Below are 21,154 nucleotides of genomic sequence, written 5' to 3' on the forward strand. Positions count from 1 at the left end.
TGGTGGGAACTTTTGTCGAAAGTCTTGTCACCTCGAAAATTCTCGAATAAACTAACAGATTAACCAGTTGTTTTTGTGTGCATTTACATTGTTTTTGTTTTGTAAACTTGTGTTAAAGGGCTTGTCAATTTCCTTTCTCTCGCATAAGATCACAGAGTAACAAGTTGTTATTGTGTGCTTTTGTATTGTTTTAGTTTTGTAAATATGTTGGTAAGCAGCAAAAACTATTACTTTATTTCGGGAGGATGTCCAAGTGAAAGTAACGTTTAAGCAAGTGTTCATGACTACGTTAACAGCCACGCTCTTAGCAACTTCCAGTTTGACGGTTACGCTGCCATTTATGGCGGAATCCGCCTATGCCGCAGTCGTTGCTTCGGACTTTGCGCTTCAACTGAAGTTTGAGGACAATGTTGTCGACAGCTCCACAAACGCAACCAATGTCACAGCAGCGGGGAATCCAACTTATGTGGCAGGAAGAGAAGGGAAAGCACTCAATCTCAACTCGACAAGTGCGAACAGGCAATATCTGAATTTGGGCAAGCCGGCTAATCTGCAATTCGGCACAAGTACAAACTTTACATTAGCGTTCTGGGTGAAATCACCTGGTGTAGCGAGCGATCCACCGGTTATTGCCAACAAAAACTGGGCTAGCGGCAGCAATGTAGGTTATGCCTTATCTTTACAGCCGAATAATAGTCTGAAATGGAACTATAACACACAGGGCGGATCGCGCGCGGATGCTGAGATTCCGAATGTAGCTGACGGGAAATGGCATCATATCGTCGTCTCCCATGATCGTACGACCGGGCGCGCGGATTTCTATAAAGACGGAGTACCTGTAGCCATTTCGGTGAAAACCGGCACGTTATACCAAAGCATTGCGAGTAGTATGAATATTGCGGGCAGAACAGGAACGATTGATTCGGGATTGTCCACGATGATCGGCAACGATGGTACAGGGAATTACGAAGTAAGCACGTTTGATATGCAAGTGGATGAAATGCAAGTCATTAAACGAGCTGTCACTGCACAGGAAGTCGGGGATATGTTTAATAGCGCGCCTCCGATAGAGGTGAATGAGAACTTTAAAGGTTCTTTGAACTTGATTGGCGCTGAACATGCCGTACAGGGGGGGACGTTCCGGGTCAATTTGGATCTGCGTACGCCAACGATGAGCACGGCGGTGGATAAATCAGTTATTGAACTCGCTTATGACAGCAACTTATTCGAGTTTGTAAACGCAACGAACGCGGTATCAGCTGATACATCCACACCTGGGATCGTGAAATTGACCATTCCGGGAGGCATCGTATACGGCCAAACCAACCCGCTTGAATATAGCAAATCGAGAATTTCTGAAGTGTTTTTCAAAACGAAAGCGGCTTCCGGACAAGGGCAGATTCAGGTAAGCAAAGCAGAGTTTTATGCCGGGACGACCAAAATGGTGAATGAAACGTTTAATTCGCAGCCGGAGACGGTGCAAATTCATCCGAAAGCGACAGAAGACTTGAATAAGGACGGCGTTGTCACGGTTGGCGACCTTGCTCTTGCACAAGGTAATTCCAACGAGCTGCAGAGCTCCATTGCCAGCAATGCGCAATACGTTCCGTATAAAAGGGTTGTCGTCATCGGCATGGATGGCGGCGGTTTGTCTGTGATGCCAAATGCGCCGTATTGGGAGACGCCAAGTTCTCTGAAGGAGCAGGTCGGCAATAGGCAGATCGCGCCAAACCTGCGAAGTTTAATTGAGAAAGGAGCTGTCAGCTACACAGCCAAAACGACACTGCCATCAAGCTCATCCCCGAACTGGGGCGCTATGTTGAATGGCGTTGACTTTAGCAAACATCAAATCAATAACACGGAAAGCGGACTTTATTATTATTCGGAAACCTCTCCCTATCCATCCGTTTTCAAAAAGGTACGAGAAGCGCTGCCTAACAAGAAAATGGTCGCTTTCGCGCAGTGGAAAAACATTTTGGACGGACATATTGAGCCTTCTGTGGGCGTTGAAATTGGAACAGGAAACGATGAAGCGGATGCAGCAGCTTTCGCGCAGTATGTGGCAAGCGGTAAAGCGCTCGATACATCGCTTATGTTCATCCAATTTGACGATATGGACCATGCGGGACACGGTATTGGCTTCTACACAAAGCAATATTATGAGCAGCTGACGAAGACGGATCTGAACGTAGGCACAGTTGTCAACGCTCTGCGGGATAAAAACTTGCTGGATGACACCTTGATTGTCATGCTGCCGGATCACGGCGGGGGCACAGAGAACGCCAATACGACACTGGGAAGCGCGACTTCACATGGACAGGATTCACCACTCGCGACAACGATTTTCTTTGCGGCAAACGGAAGAACGGTGGCAACCGATGTGGGCAAGGAGAAAATTTTGCAAGGTGGAACGACCAAAGATTTGGCTGCCACGGTATTGAAGGGGCTGGGCATTAACAGTACCATTGGTGATTCACAAGGGATTAACGGCATGTTCGTCGCACAAAAAGATCAGAACAAAGCGGATGCGCCTAATTTACAGCTGACGAAAGTGGTAGCTCCAACAACGCAGCAGCTTAAGTATTATGAGTTGGCTGTCAGCAATACGGCGTCCCCTGCTAAGGCAATGGACATTGTCGTTGCGACGAACGGACTGAACGTAACGGCGGTAGAATCCGTTCAAGAAGGTGTGAAGGTGATTCGTAGCGATTCCGCTAATGGACGAACAAAAGTCGTGCTCAGCGCAGAAAACGGCATTACACCGGATGCAGCTTTGTTGAAGATCCAAGCGACAGCACAAGATGAGTCTGCCACCGCTTCATTGGAAACAGCCGTTGTTGCCAACGCTCTGGGTCAAGAAGCGCTCCCGAATTTGAAAAGTGCTGTGCGCGAGGATACAACGGTGCAGATTCCTGTCACGGGATTGCAGCTTGATAAGTCTGTGGCAACGGTCAAACAAGGGCAGACGACAGCGTTGACGGCTACGATAAAGCCAGCAGATGCGAGCAATAAGAGCGTCACATGGAGCAGCAGCAATACATCGATAGCGAGCGTGGAGAATCAAGCGGGTAAGGGATTTGTAACCGGAATAAAACCAGGGACGGTGACGATTACAGCCACGAGCGTTGACGGCGGTTATCAGGCGACAAGCCAAGTGACTGTGGAAGCAGGCGTACCTTCCAGTGCGGAAACGACGCTCAGCAGTGTTTCCTCTGTCACGCCAGGCAGTGAATTCGTTGTTCGTTTAGGCTTGAACAATGTGACGAGTCAAGTTTATGCCGAAGATTTCGTGATAAATTATGAGGATAGCTTGTTGGATTTCGTGTCAGCGAAGTCGGTGAAAGATAAAGTAAGCCTTGTCGTTACGAAGAACACGTCAGGTAAGTTACGTCTTATTTTAGCTAGCGAAGGGGCAGGGAACGCGATTACGGGGGAGACACCGCTGGTCGAAGTAACTTTCCGAGCAAAGTCGATCTCGCAGTCGGCATCAGCTGCGATCACAGTAGCAAGCGCTATGCTCGCTGACAGCACAGGAACGGAAACAGCAGCAACCGTATCGTCCGTTGGAGTGAATATAACGGTGGGCACTCCAGGTGATATTAACCATGATGGTAAAGTAAGTATTGGTGACCTTGCTTTTGCAGCTGCGAATTATGGTAAAACAACAGCAAGCGCAGATTGGCAGGATGTGAAGGCAGCAGATGTGAGTGGCAATGGCGTCATTGACATCGATGACCTCGCAGCGATTGCAACGAAAATCATCCAATAATTGAACAGGCAGAGATTAGAGAAGAGCTTTTAAGAAGCTTTTCTCTGATCTCCTTTTACCCTCATTTTTAAATGTGCGCGAATGTGTGCAGTTTCCGATACAAAATGTGTCATTGTTCTACAAAAGCTCATGTTTGCAGAAAAATTTGTCGAATTTGTTAGGCCAAACAAGTAAAGAAATTAAACGAAATAGTAAAGATAATGCACACGATTTGGACAATACGTACTGTATCATATGGAGAAGACAATCGCTTCTCATACGATACAAAGGAGCCGTGAATCATGCACTTTATTAAAACGTTTAAACGCACTGTTTCTCTGGGTGCTGTTGCGCTTTTGGCCGCCAATGTGGTGAATTTCCCTTTCGCAAGCGGCAGCCAAAAAGCCTATGCGGCAGTCATTCCTTCGCCATCAGCGATACCCACGGTCGTGAGTACCTATGTGGTTGCTGACAAAGCACAGATTGCGACGCTTGGCGAGCAAGTTCAGTTGAAGGTAATGGCACGCATGAGCAATGGTACGGAAGTAGAGCTGAAAAAGACGACCGCCTCCAACTCGACAGACCCTGAGCTCAGCAGCGTTCATTATACGTCAACCGTACAAGGTGTAACGATTGATGATGCAACAGGCATTTTGACGTACGATGGCTCTGCAGGCAATGTGCCTGTGGATGTTAAAGCGGACATCAAGTATCTGGATGTAAAATATTTTGAAGGTTTTGAAGGCGGGAATATCGGCACCTTTACCTATGACCCGAGTGCCACAACAACGACATCAACGGCGGTAGTAGCCAAAACAGGGGCAGGAATTCCGGCGCATAGCGGCACGTATAGTGCCAATCGTACTGGACCGACAACGAATACCGTAAGAGTTGATATGGGCGCAGCTCTTAATGGGGTAGTTACGGCATGGTTTTATAATGGATCCACCGGGGCAGCTTCCCCTTCTGACCAATCTAGAAACAATATCTATGTGGGGACAAAAACTACATCTGGAGGCGTGAATGTATCAGCCGGTCTGCTGATGGGAGAGCATTGGGACGGTGCCACGGGCTCGGGGACTAAATTTATTACGAGATTGATGAGTTCCTCTTTTTCTCCTACAACTGTAAATCGTGGAACAACGCCAGCCTGGCATGAGTTCAAATGGGACCTGACTTCGGGCACGGATGCCAAAATGTACATAGACGGGACTTTGGTTGGCACAACGACAGCGGAAACGAAATACCAATACGTCGCTCTGCTAGGCAATTGGTTGCCAAATAATGCGGTAACATACTACGACGATATCAAAACGACACAGCTTGGAATCAGTCTCTCGACAACCCTGTCAATTCCGGTTACGACCGCTGATTTGGAAGGATTGTCTGTAGCAGGTCAAGGTGGAGCGGCAGCTATTACAACAGATGCAGGTACACTGCAAATGACAGCGGCTGCAAATCCTGCCGGCGCACCTTCCATGGTGACATGGAAAGTCGAGAATGCAGACGGTACGCCAACGAACAACGCAGAGATTTCGGCTACGGGTTTATTGACTGCGAAGGGGAATGGGACGGTCAAGGTAACCGCGACTTCCACGGTTAAGCCGGAAATATCTGATAGCGCTTTAATCACAATTACAGGTCAGACAATTAAAGCAGCAACGATCACGATTCAAGCGCCAGCAGGAGCAACAAGCTTTACAACGCTTGATCCTGTATCGCTTAGCGCTGAAGTCATACCGGTTGGTACGGCGGATCCAACGGTATCTTGGGCTATCCTGCAAGGAGCGGATGTCGCATCGATTTCGAGCGCGGGCGTTCTAACGCCAGTCAAAGCCGGCACCGTGCAAATTCAAGCAACAGCCAATGATCCTAGTGGTGTAAAAAGCAATATTTTGCAGCTCACATTCGATGTCAAAATGACCTCCCTGACGGTGACAGGAGCAGGCGGGGCAACAGAGATTACTTCGAGATCTGGACAGCTTCAAATGGGAGCGACCGCTCAGCCTGGAGGAGCGCCAACGACCAACGTGGCTTGGACGGTAGAGAATGGAACAGGAAGTGCTTCGATTAGCAGCACAGGTTTATTGAAAGCCATAGACAATGGTTCCGTGACGGTCAAAGCAACGGCGCAAGACGGCAGCGGTGTCGTCGGGCAAACGAACATTCAAATTTCGGGTCAAGGAAGCCATACCTTCTATGTCAGCTCCTCCACAGGCGATGACACGAATGATGGATTAAGCGCAGCTGCACCATGGAAAACCTTGAATAAAGTCAGCGGCACGACATTTATTCCCGGCGACAAGATTCTGCTCAAAGCAGGCGATTCATGGGACGGTCAATTATGGCCGAAAGGATCAGGAGCAGAAGGCAACCCGATTGTTATCGATCAATATGGCACAGGTAACAGGCCTCTTATTAACGGGAAGGGAAATAATTTCGATCAAACGATTTACAACTCAACCACGACCTACAACTCAGGAGCTGTTTTTCTGAAAAATCAGGAATACTGGGAGCTTAACAATTTAGAAGTAACGAATGATGACAATTTTGCGGTCGAAAATAACGATTCTGCAGCGCTTAGAGCGGGTATTTTCTTTACCATCGATGCCAATGAAAGCGATCGGGTGTATAACCACATTTATATCCGCAACTGTTATGTACATGATATTGACGGCAACAACAATGCTGGACCTAAAGAAAATGGCGGCATTATCGGCGTAGTCAAAGGAACGGCTCCAACAAGCCAAGTGACTAAGGCTAGATTCAATGATGTGAAGGTTGAAAATAATACAATTCGCAAAGTCGATCGCGTTGCCATTCGTGTAGCGGCTCATGCGAACTATGTAGGCGATGATTCCTTCTCAACGACAGCCACATTTAAATATGGCAATTGGAACACGGGCTTTTACATTGCCCACAACACGATGGAGGATGTAGGCGGCGACGGGATTATTTTACGGGATACGGACGGGGCTGTACTGGAATATAACTATTTGAACAAATTCGGTACGCGGGTTGCGAGCAGCAATGCCATTGCAGGAATTTGGCTGGCAGTCGCCAAGAATACGCTCATTCAGTATAACGAGGTTACGGGAGGCCCTGCGAATAATCAGGACGGATGCGCCTTTGATTTCGACGAATTCCTGATTAATACGGTTTATCAATACAATTACAGCCATGACAATCCGATGGGCTTTATGCTCCTGATGGGAACCAATGAAAATGATGTATTGCGCTACAACGTCAGTCAGAACGATGGCATCATCTTCAGACACTTTGCTTTTGATGAGAAGACAACGGGCTCTATCTATAATAATGTGTTTTATTATGATGGCAGTAAAAACCAGATTATGGGTTCAGGCAACACCGTGAAAAGCGGATATAGCTTTTATAACAATATTTTCTATAACACGAACACGACGACACCTACAAATTGGCTGAACAACAGCTGGAGCAATGCTTTATTCAGCAACAATGTGTTCTATGAAGCAGGTGGCGTTCATCCTGCCAATGAGCCTAACGATGCCAACAAGGTGACGGCTGAACCTAAGTTTGTGAATCCAGGCGGTGCAGGAGCAGGGTTGGCATCAGCCAATGCTTACGAGCTGCAACCGGACTCGCCTGCGATTAATGCAGGGATAGCGATGGCGAATAACGGCGGGAAAGATTATAAAGGCAATTCGTTATACAAAGGGTTCGCGGATATTGGAGCTTTCGAATACCAAGGAGAGACAACGGGAGTGAATCACCGTCCTTTGATTTCGAATGCGAAATACAGCGTGAAAGTAGACCGACCAGTTACAGGTAAGCTTTCTGCAAGCGATCCTGATGGCGATCAACTACAATTTTCAATTGTGAGCAATGGGGCTTTAGGTACGGTTCAACTGTTGAATAGTACGACAGGCGATTTCGTATACACACCTAATCCAGGCGCTACAGGGAACGATAGCTTCACGTTCAAAGCATCCGATGGCTTGCTTGATTCCAATATTGGAACAGTAACGGTAGCGATTGCGCAGTCGAACCTGCTCCAAAACGGCGGTTTCGAAGCCGGCACAACAGCACCTCCTCCTGGCTGGACATCGTTCTATGGTACGGGAGCCGCCATCATTAGCGATCCTGCCCATGTACATTCTGGCAGCAATGCCGTGAAATTCATGAGTAACAATTCTGGCGCTGAACAAGTGGTAAGCGGTTTGACGCCGAATACAAACTATGTAGTCAGAGGTTGGATTAAAGTCATGGATGCCGGAAATACGCAAAGCATCGGCGTCAAAAATTACGGCGGCAGCCAGATTTCAAAATCAATCGGCACGCTGGAGTATTCAGAAGGTAAAATCATTTTCAAAACAGGAGCTGCAAATACATCGGCCAACATTTATTCTTGGAAAAATACGAATGCGAGCAATGATGGAAAAGTAGCGTACATCGACGATTTCTCCCTCGCGTTATATGAGAGTCCAACAGCAATAAGCTCAGCTGTGAACACCGTGCAAGACGCAGTTTATACCGGCAACTTGTCGGTCAGTCGTTATGATGGGGACGCCCTGACATATGCGATTGCCGTTAATGGCACGAAAGGGACAGCGGTAATTACGGATCCGGCAACAGGTGCGTTCACGTATACACCGAATCCAGGCGCAACAGGAACAGATTCGTTCACGTTCAAAGCAAATGACGGTATAACTGATTCTGAAGAGGCTGTTATAACAGTAAACATTGCGGCATCACCGATGACACTTTCGACAGAGCTTACGGGAGGAAGCACCGTTCAGTCCGGCGAGTCGTTCATAGTCACATACGGTTTGAGAAGCATAGCAACAGCGGCATTGGCCCAAGATGTGACCGTTCAATATGATGCCAATGTGATGGAGTTTGTTTCTGCAAAATCCGTGATTGAGGGCGTCACCATTATCGAGCCGATCACGCAATCAGCAGGCAAGCTGCGAATGATCATTGTAAGTCAAGGGACAGCTCATGCGGTTAGCGGTAACGCGCAAGTGGCGGAGCTGACTTTCCGAGCGAAAGCTGCCACGCAAAATACGTCCGGAATCGTCTCGATATCTAAGGCCGTTCTCGGGGATGCACAAGGAGGAGAGGCGGAAGCAGCAGCTTCCAGCTACAGCGTAGCGATTATTGCACCGACTCCAGGTGTGCCAGGCGACCTCACGAATGATAGGAAAGTGACGATCGGCGATTTGGCTATTGTAGCAGCTAACTATGGCAAAGATACGAACAGCCCGGATTGGGAGCAAGCGAAAAAAGCAGACGTTGTAGTTAACGGTAAAATCGATATTGACGACCTCGCGTTTGTTGCATCCAAAATAGAGTAATTAATAGAAGGGGAGTCAAGTACTCCCCTCTTTTTTAGCTTTTCGCCAAAGTGATGTCCAGCTTAATTAACGGAAGGTATCCGTTGAAGGAGGTACGAATGAAACCAAGAATCCGATTTCACCTCATTCTTACGCTGCTCGTTCTCATCTATGTCATCCCATTTGCACCACATGCCGCAGCAGCATCCAATCCCACTGACGAATTCGACGCGCTTCGTGTTAAAATGTTGACCTATTTCACGGGAGGAAACGGGTATGATCCGAATGATCCGGATATTTCCGTGAACATCAAGTTCAAGAGCGATGCCGTAAGCAATGAAAATTTGACCGGCTACTGGGACACGATGAATAAAGCGGCGAACAGAAGCTACTTATGGGCTGATTTGCAAAGCACGACGAAATCAAGTGAAGTTTCCTCACACTATACACGTTTGAATCAAATGGCCATTGCTTATTCGACGATCGGTTCACCTCTATATCACAATGTAAACCTTAAAAATGATATCGTAAGCGGTTTGGACTGGGCTTATGCCAATCGCTATAAGGAATCCAAAAGCGAATATGACAATTGGTGGGATTGGGAAATCGGCACGCCTCAGCTCGTCAATAGCACGCTTGTGCTCATGTATGAGGATTTGACGCAGGCTCAAATTGATAATTACATGCGGGCCATTGACCGATTTGTGCCTAATCCCAGCAAACGAACCGCCAGTTCGGTCGTTGAAACAGGCGCGAACTTACTGGACAAAGCCTATGTGGTGTCTCTTCGCGGCGTTATCGGCAAATCGAGCGCAAAAATTACCCAAGGCCGGGATTCAATGAGCCCCGCATTTCTTTATGTGAAAAGCGGAGACGGCTTTTATGATGACGGATCGTTTATTCAGCATACGTATGTAGCCTACACAGGCGGATATGGGGATGTGCTGCTCGGAAGAATGGCGGATCTCATGTACTTATTAAGCGGATCTTCTTGGAGGATTACGGATCCCAACGTGGCTAATGTGTACAGATGGGTCGAAGAATCTTACAAGCCGCTAATTTATATGGGAGCGAGCATGGATAACCTGAAAGGACGGGGAATCTCACGGCAAAGCGGTAACGATCATACAACGGGCCGCTCCATTATCCTGAGTATGCTTCGTCTCGCAGAAGGAGCTCCACCCGAACAAGCGCTGAAAATCAAGCGAATGGTCAAGGAATGGATTTCAACGGACACAACGTTTGCGAACTATTATACGGGAGCGAGTATGTTTGACATGATCCTGGGCAAAAAGCTGATGAGTGATGGGGCGATTATTCCTCAAGGCAAGCTGGTAGGCCAGTTCCAATTTCCGGGGATGGATCGTGTCGCCCAGCTTCGTGAACATTTCGGACTGGGCATCAGCATGTTCTCGCCTCGTATTTCGGCCTTTGAATATGGCAACGGTGAAAATATCAAGGGATGGTTTACGGGTGTCGGCATGACGACCTTATACAACAATGATTTGAAACAGTACAGTGACAATTACTGGGCTACTGTCAATATGTATCGTCTTCCTGGAACGACAACAGACGGTTCTGGAAGCGGCACACCGGTTGACTGGAAAAACTATGCGAACCCGAACACATGGGTGGGAGGATCTTCAGTCGACCAACTTTACGGTTCTGCGGGGATGCAGTTCTCGCTTACTCAAAATACGGGAAGCCCTTTGCAAGGAAAGAAATCATGGTTCATGCTCGGTGATCAAATCGTCGCCGTAGGTTCCGGCATTGCAAGTACAGATACGGCACGTACGGTTGAAACGATTGTTGAGAACCGTAAGTTAAATGGAAGCGGCGATAATCCGCTACTTGTAGACGGCGTGACCAAAGCAAGTGGCCTTGGATGGTCGGAAACAATAAATAATGCGCATTGGGCGCATTTGGCTGGGAATGTGCTGGGCTCCGATATCGGTTATTATTTTCCAGGAACAGCATCCATAACTGGATTGCGTGAATCTAGATCTGGTACATGGAAACAAATTAATACAGGAGGAAACACGGATCAAGTGACGAATTCTTATCTTAGCCTGGCATTTAATCATGGCAAAGCACCTGCAAATGCGACTTACGCGTATGTCGTGCTGCCAGGTAAGGATGCAGTAGTAACGGCAAATTATGCGGCTAATCCGGATATTCAAATTCTGGAGAATTCAGCCGACGCCCATGCAGTGATGGATACAACTTTGCATGCGGTTGGGGCTAATTTCTGGAATGACGTAACGAAGACCGTATATGCGAACAATGAACCACTGATCACAAGCGACAAGAAGGCATCAGTTACAATGCTGGAAACGGATGGAGAAATTCACATCGGGATTTCGGATCCGACGAAAGCGAACACAGGCACGATTCAAGTGGAATTAAACCGCAGCGCAACGGGAGTCCTTTCCCTTGATCCTGGGATTACGGTTACCCAACTCAGTCCGACGATCAAGATGAGCGTTCGTACCAACGGGGCTTTCGGTAAGACACTCGCAGCCAAGCTCAGTCTGAAGACGCCTTCCAGTACCGAGACGCCTGTCTTGGTCAGTGCCGAAGGTGGCGCTTCGCAAGTTATGTTGTCTTGGACGGGAGTGCAAGGAGCAGCCGGATACCGAGTGAAGTATGGCACTTCTCCAGGTGTATACACCAAAACGCTCGATGTCACATCGGTAAGTACCACGAATCAAGTTGCCGTTACTGGCTTGGAAACGGGGAAAACATATTACTTTGCCGTAGCGGCCTATCAGGCATCCGGTGAAAGCGGACTTTCCAATGAGCTATCCGCTACACCGGTTCCGATCGTTACGCTTTTCCCTGAAGCCGATGTGTATGTCCGTGACGGTTCTTATGCAAGTACGAACTATGGGACGGCAGATAGTCTGGTCACCAAGCAGGATGCTGCAGGATACGCCCGGCAATCGTACTTGCGATTTGATCTTGTCTCCATCTCAGGCACAATAGCAAGCGCTAAGGTTATGCTCATTCCAGTTGGTGTGAGTATGTCCGGCACAACGAATCAGGCGCAGCTTGTGGCGGATAACAGCTGGGGGGAAACGGCAGTTAACTGGAATAATAAGCCTGCTGCAGGAGCGGCATTTGCGACTTGGACACTTACATCGTCCTATACGCCGGCCCAATTTGATGTAACAGATCAAGTGAATGGTGCGCTTGCAGCGGACAAGAAAATGTCATTGTTAATTGCCTCAACCTCGAATCAGGGAGCGAAAGGGGACGTAAGTTACGCTTCCAGGGAGCATACCAATGCCGCTTATCGGCCTGTTCTTGAGGTTAGGTTAAGTACACCTCCAGCAGCATTATCCACTGAGCTTACAGGCGGCAGCAAGGTAGCGAGCGGGGAAACATTTAAGGTCACATTTGGGCTAAAGAACCTGGCACAGCCGGCATTTGCGCAAGATGTCACCTTGAATTACGATGCGAATACGATGGAATTCGTATCAGCAAAATCGGTGATTGATGGTGTTTCCATCTTGGAGCCGATGAGGCAATCAGCGGGTAAGCTGCGACTCCTCATTGTCAGTAAAGGCGCAGATCATGCCATTAGCGATGACGCGCAAGTTGTGGAATTGACATTCAGAGCCAAAGCGGTCACGGAAAATAATACGGGGAATGTCACCATTTCAAAGGCGGTCTTAGGCGATGCAGCGGGGGGCGAAGCGGAAGCTGCGGTTTCCAGCTATAGCGTAGCGATAGAGGCTCCGATCCCTGGCATTCCTGGTGATCTTACGAACGATAGGAAAGTGACGATCGGCGATTTGGCCATCGTAGCGGCCCATTACGGCAAAGATACGAACAGCCCGGATTGGGAAGAGGCTAAGAAAGCGGATGTGATTGGCGATGGTCGTATCGATATTGACGACCTTGCCTTCGTAGCTGCAAAAATAATCCAGTAACTAGAAGAGGATGACTTATCATGAGACGTAAAATCGTACTTGCCACATTAGTCTGCAATCTTGGTTGTTCCTTGGCACTACTCGGTCCGGCCTATGCGGAGGACGCTTCCCAATTCGTTATGAAGACCTCGGATGCCGAATCTACAGGTGAATTCACCGTTACGCTGCAGGGGGAAAATCTGCAGGATTTATATGCGTATGAAGCCAAATTCTCCTTTGATGCCAATAAGCTCGAAGTGGTCAAAGCGGACACCAAGATAGAAGGGTTCTCGGTGTCGCCCATTGTGAAAAATAACGAAGTGACATTTGCGCACACCAAAGTGGGGAAAGTGGATGGCGAGAAGGGGAATATAGACATCGGTACCATCACCTTCAAAGCCAAGAAGGTAGGAACCTCTCAAGTGACATGGACCTCCATGAAAATTGTGGATCACAATTTGAAAAATCAATCAATTGCACTTACGAAATCCGCCGATTTTACTAAAATCTTCAGCGATCTTAACGGTCACTGGGCCAAGTCTGATATTATGTTGATGGTTGATAAACAGATTGTGGAAGGCATGGATGACGATCATTTCGCGCCGGATACGAATGTCACACGAGCACAGTTTGCAACCCTGCTTGCCAAAGCATTGAACCTGAAGGAAGGCGCTGGGCTCAATCCTTTTGCTGATGTCGCTGCAGGCTCCTGGTATGAGGACACCGTCAAGAAAGCTTATGCAGCAGGACTGATCAACGGCGTTGCTGACGATACATTTGCCCCGGAGAAAAACATTACGCGCGAAGAAATGACAGCCATGCTCATGAGAGCCAAGGCTCAGGTAACGGGGACGAAAGTCGAAGATATGACGGCAAGCACGTCGATCCAATTCCAGGACGAAAGCTCAGTCAGTGATTGGGCCAAACACGTTGTCGAACTTGCTGTGGACGCTGGCTTAATGAATGGCCGAACCGAGCAAGAATTTGCCCCGCAGGAACATGCCACAAGGGCTGAATCCGTGGTTGTGCTGAAAAGGCTGCTAGCTGGAATTAACGCCAAATAGTCTGTTATTTCGAAGAGATTGCTATCTACCCGACCGTTCAGGTCAGGTGGTTGGCAATCTTTTTCATTTTTCGGAGCATAAAGTAAAAATAATACACAAATCAGTAAAATATCAGATTCATAAGTGAAATTGAAAAGGCCTTATAGTAGATCTATACAATGATACCTAAGTAGAGAGGTGAACCGTGTGTTGATCAATAACTCAGAAAGGGTCGCTTTACCTTCGTCTGCGTCAAGGCCAAAAAGAGCTTTCTGGAACCAACCGAGAAAAGAAGCGTTTGCGGGATGGTTATTTCTATCTCCTGTGTATGTATGCATACTGATTCTTGGCGTGTTTCCGGTCTTGTTTTCCCTATTTTTAAGCTTTTGCCAGTGGAACTTGGTTGGCGGACTTTCAAGTATTAAGGTCATTGGACTGGATAATTATAAACTGCTATTCGAGGACGATAAGTTCTATATGGCTTTAAAAAACAATTTAACGTATACGGTAATTACAGTGCCTATCGGACTTGTTCTAGCATTAATTCTATCGGTCCTTATACATGCCAGAGTGTTTGGACAAAGCTACTTTAAAATTGCTTTTTTTATCCCCTACATTTCATCGATAACAGCTCTTGGTGCGATATGGAGCGCTTTGTATCATCCCTCCTTGGGTCCGATCAATCAGTTCTTGCTCCGCCTGGGGGTCAGCAACCCGCCGAAATGGTTAGCGGATACCCATTACTCGTTAACTTCGATTATGATTATTGCAATTTGGGCAGCGTTAGGCTATCAAATTATTATTTTTATAGCCGGTTTGACGAATATCCCGGATGAGCTTTATGAAGCAGCTAATATGGATGGCGCTTCCTCTTTCCAACAATTTTTCCGGATTACACTTCCCTTGCTTGCTCCGACAACTTCGTTCTTAACGATAACGACGCTGATGTCATCCTTTAAGGTGTTTGATTTAATTGCTTTTCTGACGGGAGGGGGTCCGAACGATTCATCCACCGTGCTTGTGTATCGCATTTATGAGGAAGGCTTCCAGAACTTCAGGATGGGGTACGCTTCAGCGATTTCATGGGTGTTATTCCTTATTATTGGCTTCGTGACTTTGCTTACTTATCGACTGCAGAAGCAATCCGCTTACGAATAGCAGAAAGGAGAGAGCTAGCTTGTTATTAAAAAAGATAGATATACCCAAATGGATCACTACGCTCTTGATGGGAGTATTTTCATTCCTGTTCCTTCTGCCTTTGCTTTGGATGCTCTCGGCGGCTGCAAAGTATGAGAAGGATGTGATGGTATTTCCCATTCAGTGGATTCCAACCCAATGGAACTTGATCAGCAACTTCCATGAAGTTTGGCTAAGCAGCGTCCCGTTCACATTGTTTTACTATAATTCACTGAAGCTGGCGCTTACGATCACCTTTGCAACGCTGCTTTTCTCTTCCATGGCAGCATTTGCTTTTACCAAGCTGCAATTTCGTGGACGTAAAACAGCATTTGGGATTTTACTTTCTTTGATGATCATCCCTTCCGAGTCTACGCTCGTGCCTCGCTATCTGCTGCTCAAGTGGCTACACTTGTACAACACGCATGCGGGATTAATGCTGATGGGGATGTTCTCGACGATCTATTTTACCTTCCTGCTGCGGCAGTTCATGGTTTCCATCCATAGTGAATATCTGGAAGCAGCGAAAATAGATGGAGCGGGATATGTTAGAATGTATGTGCAAATCATCCTGCCGTTGTCGAAACCGATTCTGGCAACGGTAGCCATCATTAAATTTATTTGGGTTTGGAACGATTATCAGAATCCGCTGATTTTCCTTATCTCGAAGCAATTGTATCCGATTCCGCTTGGTTTGCAGCTGTTTAAAAATGAATTTGCCGACAATTACGCGGTCCTGATGATGGCTTCTGTCGCTGCTATTTTACCTCTATTAATCATCTTTATCATCCTGCAAAAGCAAGTGATTAAAGGCATCGCGCTTGGTGGTGTAAAAGGTTAATTGTTCCTTATAGGAAAGTAAAGATATGACACAAAGAGCGCAAAATATTATACCGTCTTAGGGAAATTATCCGTGTAAAATTCTGGATATCAACAAAAACTTCGACCAATTGGGGGACGTTATATGAAAAAAAAGCAGGCCATATTGCTAAGCAGCGCCTTATTGACGATGTCAATTATGAGTGCGTGCAGCTCGGGTTCAAATCAAGGAAACGCAGGATCAACAGCAGTCACAACTAGCGCAGCACCTGCTGCAACACAAGCGGATGCAAAGCCGGTGAATCTTAAATTTTACACATGGGACAATGAAACGAATCAAGTGGCACGCCAAAAGATGATTGATGCTTTTCAAGTCAAATATCCGAACATTAAGGTTCAGAATATTTCTTTAGTTCCCGGGAATTCCGTAGAAAGTATGAAGAAAATGGATGTATTGATGTCTTCCGGTGAAGAAGTGGACGTTCTTGAGTATGGGAACATTGATGAAACGTTGGCAAGAGCCGCTGCGGGCGTCCTTGCTCCCCTGGATGAATTTTATGCCAAAGGGAATGTTAAACCGGAAGAAGACTACTACATTAACCCGAAAGTAAATGGGAAATATTACGCAACGATGCTGACATCAAGTCCTTATTTTGTGCTGATGAATGAGGATGCCTTGAAGGAAGCCAATATATCGCTGCCATCTTTCGATTGGACCTGGGATGACTTCCGGGAGTATGCCAAAAAACTTTCAAAAGGCGAAGGCAATGATAAAAGGTACGGCGCTTATTTCCACACGTGGGGTGAGTATACGAATCTAATTGCGTATTCCGATCTCAAGAGCCCTTATCTGACAAGCGACCTTAAACCTGGTTTCAATGACCCGTCGTTTGCTTATTTCTTCAATCTGCGTCGTGCCATGGAGAAAGATGATAAATCCGTCAAACCGTTAGCTGATGTTGTTGGAGCAAAGTTAAGTTATATTACGGAGTATTTGAACGGCAAGGCGGCTATGCTGGCAACGGCGCCATTCATGCTAGACAATGTCATGAACAAAGAGAAGTATCCGCACACGTTCAAATCGGTCATTGCCCCGCTGCCTCGAGCATCCAAAAACGGCGAACAAGGCATTACCAACATCGGAGGATCTTACGTCTCGGTTGCCTCCAACTCTAAGCACAAGCAAGAAGCTTACGATTTCATTCGCTATATGACGACGGAGCAAGAGGCAAGACTCGAATTATCCGGGTACAAAAAGGCTGATCCCAAAGCGATCGTAGACCGGCTGTATGGCAAAGCGGCGGATATTATCGACGTAACGTCGCTGCAAACAACCATTTTTGATAAGCGCATAAAAACGAATTTCGATCCTGCTATTTCCGTTTCATACGGCAACCAATTGAAGGGTGTATTGGAAAAAGGCTTTAGCAAATTTATGCTGGACAATACGACAGCCGAGGAAGCGCAGAAGTGGATGATGGACGAATCGGATAAAATCGCCAAACAAAATATGAAATAGGAAACAGGGTCCTCATGGACACATCGGTAGAGGGCGTAATAACGTCCTCTATGTTCTCGTTCATAGGGTAACAGTCGTTATGCTATGATAGGTGTAGTTGAATGTTAGTTAAATGCTAAGCATCCAGAAGGCAGAAGGAGTTCCTATGAGAATAAACTCACTATTTCGATTTTCCTTTTATCGACGCATTCAAATCTCATTTCTCTGTTTTATTTTGCTGCCGACTGTCGTTGCCTCGTTTCTCAATTATTCGATTACGTATAACAATGTGAAGGAGAAAATCTTTCTCAGCAATCAAACGGTGCTTACCGTCATTGCCAAGGATATATCCAAAACAATTGATGATATGACCTATGCATCGAACTTTTTTGTTCAGGATGAAAATGTAAAAAAACAGCTGCGCAATTTCATGGCTATGAAGCGCATTGAGAGTTTCCATGATTTTGAAACTTATTTGCAAATCAAAGATTTTTTCAGCTTGGTTGATGTCAAAACGATGAATCCGGATATTCTGATGTACGTGTCCAATCAAGCTGGATTTATCGTCCAATCCAGTGAGATCCAAGGAGCAGACCCGGAAATGACGAGGCAGCAGTATGAAATCGTCAAGTCGCGTGTGGATCTGTCAAAGCCGAATATTTTGCAATGGCTCGGAACTGTGCCAACACAGGGGGCAAACGCATTAACCAACAAGGCTTATTTACTTGCAAGGGTCATCAAATCTCCAAGCGATACGCAGCAGTTAGGTACATTGTTTATTTCCATACCGGAGCGCTATTTTATGAAAGCGTTCGCTCAACTAAGCACTTCGAAACTGGCCTTGTTTGATGCCGAAGGCAAATTGATTGCGGGTGATCCGATTGTCTCTTATGGCATGGACGCTACCGCGAAAAATAACATTAGAAATGAAAGTCTGATTCAATACTCAGGCTGGAAGCTCATCAGTGAGATGCCGGACGCACAAGTGACCGGTCAAATTACGAAGACATTTTTCATTACTTTGCTGCTGATCATCCCTTTTTTTCTAATCTTCTTTGTCGTCTCGATGTATGTAGCGAAGCGGCTTCATCGGCCCATCCGGCAGCTTCAAGCGGGGGTTAAGCAATTCGGCAATGGCAATCGCCGGATTCGATTTGAAGAAGACGGCAAAGATGAAATTTCGGACTTGGGCCGAACCTTGAATATTATGCTGGAACAAATCAACCAGCTGATTGTGGAAAACGAACAGGAGCAAGAGCAGAAACGTGAATTAGAGCTTCAAGCGCTTTATTCACAGATCCGCCCTCATTTCCTGATGAATACGCTCAATTCCATCAAGTGCAATTTGGCTCTGGATAACGATATGGTCCATAGTCAAAAAATTAATTCATTGATGAGCTTATTAAGGGCTTATATGAAGTTCAATGAACCTTCTAGTCTAGGTAATGAATGTAAGTTGCTATTTCATTATGTGGATATCATGCAAATGCGCAGTGATCTGGTGGTTCAGTTGGATATAGAGCTTCCTCCGCTGCTTGCAAATTTGGGATTCCCGAAGCTTCTGCTTCAACCCATCGTGGAAAATGCCTTTGTACATGGCTTTAAGAGAGCTGTGGATCAACCCCAAATCGTCATATATGCTAAGCAAAACGGACATAACGTGGAGATTTCTATCTCCGACAACGGATTAGGACTGAGTGCGGAGAAAATAGATCTGCTCAACGCCGAGCTGCAAAGCTCGCAGGATACAGAAGCCTGGCAAGCGGATAAGCGAGTAGGGCTGTGGAATGTTTTTCAACGGCTGAAGATGACTTTTGGCAGCGGCTCATCCATGGTATGCTCACAGAGCGAACTCGGCGGCTTGACCGTTACACTCGGATTTAAAGAGAAATTACCTACAGGGGGATCTGCATGTTGAATGTCATGTTGGTAGATGATGATGTACCGATGATCAAATATTTAACGAAGCTGATTTCTTGGGAATCGTTGGGGTTGCGGCTTGCTGCGACTGCAAACTCGGGAGAAAGCGCCATGCAGATTTTCCATGAAACGCAGCTCGATTTGGTGATTACGGATATTGGGATGCCGCAAATGGATGGCTTGGAGCTGGTCGCTCAGCTGAAAGCGCTGAAGCCTGAGCTTCAGGTGGTGTTTTTGACCTGTCATGAAGAATTTCATTATGCTAGAAAAGCGGTACAATTAGATGCTGTCGATTATTTAATTAAAGATGAATTAACCTCTGAGCAGCTCGATGAAAGCTTGCGCAAAGCGATTCAGCTGCTGACGGAGGCCAAGAATCAAATAGAGGACATCGTATATAAGCAAGATTTGATCAAAAATAAAGATTTGCTCAAGCAGACGTACTTTCAGCAGCTTCTTACAACGTCCTCTGCCACGGAGATGCTCAGCTACGGGAAACGGTTAGGCATTAACTGGGGGCATTCACACTTTCTTATGGCGATTGGTTCCTTTCATAGAGCATCGGTGTATAAGCAGTATAGATTTGAAGACATGAATTTGCTGCTGTATGCAGCCGGGAACATAGCCAATGAATTGTCGCTGCAATCGCAGCAGCAGGTTACTTTATTTTCCGATGCGGACGGTCAATTGATTTGCGTTTATAATTATCACCCGAACTTGAGCTTGAATACGACAACGCTTTTTAAGGATTATTTATTGTCTTTACGTGAATTGATTAAACAGTATTTGAAGATGGATGTGTTCCTTCATTACGGAACTCCTTTTAAAGGCGTAGAAGGGATTAGAGCGAATTACAAGACGATGAAAATGTGGCAGAAGTCCTCGTTTTATGAGGATGATACGTTTGGAGCGATCAAGTTGCTGGAAATCCCCTTGTGGAATGTCAATCATTCGCTGGAAGAACAATGGGATCGGATTACGGAGGCTGTCAAAGACGCCACTACGAATGGGATTACCCAATCCCTGTGCGATTTAGAAACTTTCGTTCGTGAAGAGCGAATGGAGTCGGGGATGTTCCTTGCGGCGTGCTCGCATCGAATTCGGCTGATTGAATTGGAAGCTAAGCATAAAAGCGAAGAAACATTTCATAGCTGCTTATTGAGGTGCAAGCGGTTAAAAGAGAGTCTTGAATTAATCAGCTGCAAATTGGAAGAGCTGCATGCGGCTTCGATGCATATGGCGATAGATAAAAAGCCGAAGCTTCAGCAAATCGACCGGTATATAACGGATCATTTGGCTGAAAATATTTCGATGGTGGATATCGCCGATTATTTGTTTCTGAATCCAAGCTATTTTTCGCGGTATTTCAAGCAGGAAACCGGCGTGAATTTCGTTGACTATTACCATCAATTCAAAATGAAAATTGCTTGCGGTTTGTTAAAAGAAAAACAATACAATATTGAAATGATCGCGCTAAAGTTAGGTTATATGGAACGGACGTATTTTTCAAGAATATTTAAAAAGTATGTAGGGGTCAGCCCTAAGCATTATAAATAATGCTGACAGGCGTAACTCGGCACTTAGTGAGATTTTAAGAAATGATAAGGGAACTCTAGGGCGTAGGGCCCTCTTGTTCTCTTAAAGTAGAAAATAGTTTGACCACAGTGGACGATTCCAGATGTAAGCGTGTACACTGGTAGATAGACGCAAAAAAGGCAGAG

Annotated in this window: 9 protein-coding genes; all 9 read left to right on the plus strand. The window is 46.4% G+C overall.

Going from position 1 to position 21,154, the window contains the following annotated elements; all coding sequences use genetic code 11:
- The first annotated feature begins 253 nt into the window (after positions 1–253).
- On the plus strand, positions 254–3,769 hold the full coding sequence (locus tag RQP52_RS00915) for an Ig-like domain-containing protein (RefSeq protein ID WP_315948882.1): 3,516 nt from the start codon (positions 254–256) through the stop codon (positions 3,767–3,769).
- Positions 3,770–4,050: 281 nt separating this feature from the next.
- Positions 4,051–9,084, plus strand: a complete 5,034-nt coding sequence (locus RQP52_RS00920; protein ID WP_315948883.1) for an Ig-like domain-containing protein — start codon at positions 4,051–4,053, stop codon at positions 9,082–9,084.
- Between the two features lie 98 nt (positions 9,085–9,182).
- Positions 9,183–12,998: a polysaccharide lyase family 8 super-sandwich domain-containing protein gene (locus RQP52_RS00925; RefSeq protein ID WP_315948885.1), complete on the plus strand. Its 3,816-nt coding sequence runs from the start codon at positions 9,183–9,185 to the stop codon at positions 12,996–12,998.
- A 20-nt stretch (positions 12,999–13,018) separates the two neighbouring features.
- The gene (locus RQP52_RS00930; RefSeq protein ID WP_315948886.1) at positions 13,019–14,041 is read left to right on the plus strand and encodes an S-layer homology domain-containing protein; all 1,023 of its coding nucleotides are present in this window, start codon (positions 13,019–13,021) and stop codon (positions 14,039–14,041) included.
- 192 nt (positions 14,042–14,233) lie between these two features.
- Entirely contained in the window at positions 14,234–15,178 is a 945-nt protein-coding gene (locus RQP52_RS00935) for a carbohydrate ABC transporter permease (RefSeq protein ID WP_379171149.1), read from the plus strand.
- 19 nt (positions 15,179–15,197) lie between these two features.
- Positions 15,198–16,037, plus strand: coding sequence for a carbohydrate ABC transporter permease (locus RQP52_RS00940; protein WP_315948887.1), 840 nt, complete (start codon positions 15,198–15,200; stop codon positions 16,035–16,037).
- A gap of 123 nt (positions 16,038–16,160) precedes the next feature.
- Complete coding sequence (locus tag RQP52_RS00945; RefSeq protein ID WP_315948888.1) at positions 16,161–17,534, plus strand: ABC transporter substrate-binding protein; 1,374 nt, start codon at positions 16,161–16,163, stop codon at positions 17,532–17,534.
- A 145-nt stretch (positions 17,535–17,679) separates the two neighbouring features.
- Positions 17,680–19,431, plus strand: coding sequence for a sensor histidine kinase (locus RQP52_RS00950; RefSeq protein ID WP_315948890.1), 1,752 nt, complete (start codon positions 17,680–17,682; stop codon positions 19,429–19,431).
- Positions 19,425–20,990 carry a response regulator transcription factor gene (locus tag RQP52_RS00955; protein WP_315948892.1) on the plus strand — a complete coding sequence of 522 codons (1,566 nt, stop codon included), beginning with the start codon at positions 19,425–19,427 and terminating at the stop codon, positions 20,988–20,990. Before RQP52_RS00950 ends, RQP52_RS00955 begins: the two co-directional genes overlap by 7 nt.
- Positions 20,991–21,154: the final 164 nt, after the last annotated feature.

Source organism: Paenibacillus violae (assembly GCF_032461945.1).
GTDB classification, from domain to species: domain Bacteria; phylum Bacillota; class Bacilli; order Paenibacillales; family NBRC-103111; genus Paenibacillus_E; species Paenibacillus_E violae.